Raw genomic sequence first — 1,165 nt, 5'->3', positions numbered from 1 at the left:
TTTGTACCCCATTATTGACTATTTTGTACCCCATTATTGACTATTTTGTACCCCATTATTGACTATTTTGTACCCCATTATTGACTATAAAATTAAAAATTGATAGAATATAGCATAATAGGAAACATAGTAAAAGGTAAACAAGATGGTATCAAATAGAAAATCCAGTAAAATCTATGAAGAACTAGCTTCTCGTCAAAATTATTTAGTTGTCCAGGCGAATGACTTGGCCAAAGCTTTTGGTAATTTAAAAGCTTTTGAACACAAGGTTTTAGACTACTGTTTTTCATCTGTAACGAAAGATAGTAGAGTCGGTGATGTCTTTACGGTTCATAGCCTTGACATTATGAAGCACTTTGGATTAACTAAAAACGGTCAGAATTATAGACGGATTGCAGAAGCTTTTTCGAGACTTAACGAGAATACAGCCCTATATATCCCTGAAACATTGCCTGACGGTAGACGTTCAATAATCATGACTCAACTTTTCAGCAGAATAAGATTTATCGAGGATGGCCTTGTAGAGTTCAAATTCTCTGAAGATGCTGGACCTTTAGTTTTTGAGTTGAAAAGAAACTACTACTCTTTCCATTTGGATGAGTTAGGAAATGTGAAATCAAAGTATTCTTTGATCTTGATGAAACTTTGGGAAGCATATCGCTTAGGAAATCGAGAATATACAACCATTAAGGGAAGTTTAGAGGAGTGGCAAGATTGGTTCTTGGGTGAAGAGAAGTCATGGCCTGCAGGTTTGTTTAAGAGGAACGCTCTAATGGTGGCATGCGAAGAATTAGAAATGAAATTCAACGCTGATATAGATTTAACAACTGTAAAAAAAGGACGAAAAGTTATCGGGTATGAGATGGTAATTAGGGATAGACGGATGCCAACCACTGCAGATGTAATCATAGAGGCAGAGAAAGCATCACATCAGACAGACATCTATGATTTTTTGTAATTTGAACTTATATTAAAAATTGAGGCTTGCGTATGCAGCCTTTTTTCTTTGAGAAAGATAGAGATTGAAAAAGAGTTCGTTAACTCATTGGTGCTACTAGCTTTATAGCAATATTGCGCTGAGGTGGTTAATTATTTTCTAGGATGAGAAACATATTTTGTAAAAAATGTTGTTGTAACTCCTTGATATTGCTTGATTTACAACGAA

At 34.9% G+C, this 1,165-nt stretch carries 1 protein-coding gene; it reads left to right on the top strand.

Annotation, left to right across the window (positions count from 1 at the left end; all coding sequences use genetic code 11):
• Positions 1-145: 145 nt before the first annotated feature.
• Positions 146-958 (top strand): replication initiation protein, encoded by an 813-nt coding sequence (locus tag GMD4S_RS12245; RefSeq protein ID WP_000254441.1) that lies wholly within the window; start codon positions 146-148, stop codon positions 956-958.
• The last annotated feature ends 207 nt before the right edge of the window (positions 959-1,165 follow it).

It is taken from the genome of Streptococcus sp. GMD4S, from assembly GCF_000296955.1.
The sequence above is the reverse complement of the archived record's forward strand: the minus strand, read 5'-3'. Positions and strand labels throughout refer to the sequence as shown.

Excerpts from the sequence above, each read along its gene's own strand:
- GMD4S_RS12245 (WP_000254441.1), top strand. The coding sequence starts at position 146 with ATGGTATCAAATAGAAAATCCAGTAAAATCTATGAAGAACTAGCTTCT.